The following is a 1,262-nucleotide window of genomic DNA, read 5'->3' as shown; positions in this document are numbered from 1 at the left end:
ACGCCGCCTTCGCCCGTCACCGCATCAAGGGCGTCGTCCACGAGGCCGTCTTCGGTCGGGAGCGGCTCGTCGGCTGCCGGTCCATCGTCCGTCGATGTCGAGACCGGGTCTGCACTCTCCGCCTCGGCCTCGTCGCCGCTGAAGAGGCCACCGAGCAACCCGCCGCTTCCTGTCGCAAGTCCGAGACCTGAAGCGAGCAGCCCATCCTCGTCCGCCACCGTATCGAGAACCGTGTCCAGCACGCCGTCGTCGTACGTCACGGTCTCCAGAACCGTGTTCACCACTCCGTCCTCGCCCGCTACGACTTCCGCGACCGTATCGACCACGCCGCCGTCACCCGTCACCGCATCGAGGGCGTTGTCCACGACGCCGTCTTCGGTCGGGAGCGGCTCGTCGGCTGCCGGTCCATCCTCCGTCGATGTCGAAACCGGCTCCGCGCTCTCCGCCTCGGTCTGGTCGCCGCCGACGAGGCCACCGAGCAACCCGCCGCTTCCCGTCGCGAGTCCGAGACCTGAAGCGAGCAGCCCATCCTCGTCCGTCACCGCATCGAGAACCGAGTCCAGCACGCCGTCATCGTACGTCACGGTCTCCAGAACCGTGCTCACCACTCCGTCCTCGCCCGCCACGACTTGCGCGACCGTGTCGACCACGCCGCCTTCGCCCGTCACCGCATCGAGGGCGCCGTCCACGAGGTCGCCTTCGGCCGGGAGGGACTCGTCGGCTGCCGGTCCATCCTCCGTCGAGGTCGAGACCGGGTCTGCGCTCTCCGCCTCGGTCTGGTCGCCGCCGACGAGGCCACCGAGCAACCCGCCGCTTCCTGCCGCAAGTCCGAGACCTGAAGCGAGCAGCCCATCCTCGTCCGTCACCGTATCGAGAACCGTATCCAGCACGCCGTCGTCGTACGTCACGGTCTCCAGAACCGTGCTCACCACTCCGTCCTCGCCCGCCACGACTCCCGCGACCGTGTCGACCACGCCGCCTTCGCCCGTCACCGCATCGAGGGCGCCGTCCACGAGGCCGTCTTCGGTCAGGACGGAGTCCGCGACCCCGGTCACCACCTCATTTGCCGGGGTGGACGCCGGGTCCCCGGCGCTCGGTTCATCCCGTCCGCCACCGAGAAGTCCCCCGAGCAGCCCGCCACTCCCGGCCACGGTGCCGAGAACCGAGTCGAGCAGGCCGCCCTCGCCCGTCACTGTATCCAGGACGCCACCCACGATGCCGTCGTCGCCCGCCACGGTATCGAGGACGCCGCTCACGATGCC

Annotated in this window: 1 pseudogene; it reads right to left on the bottom strand. The window is 69.8% G+C overall.

Annotated features, from left to right (window positions below):
- A pseudogene (locus tag ATO6_RS25285) lies at positions 1–1,262 on the bottom strand (hypothetical protein); the annotation flags it as partial.

Source organism: Oceanicola sp. 22II-s10i (assembly GCF_002210105.1).
Lineage (GTDB): Bacteria > Pseudomonadota > Alphaproteobacteria > Rhodobacterales > Rhodobacteraceae > Pseudooceanicola.
The sequence above is the reverse complement of the archived record's forward strand: the minus strand, read 5'-3'. Positions and strand labels throughout refer to the sequence as shown.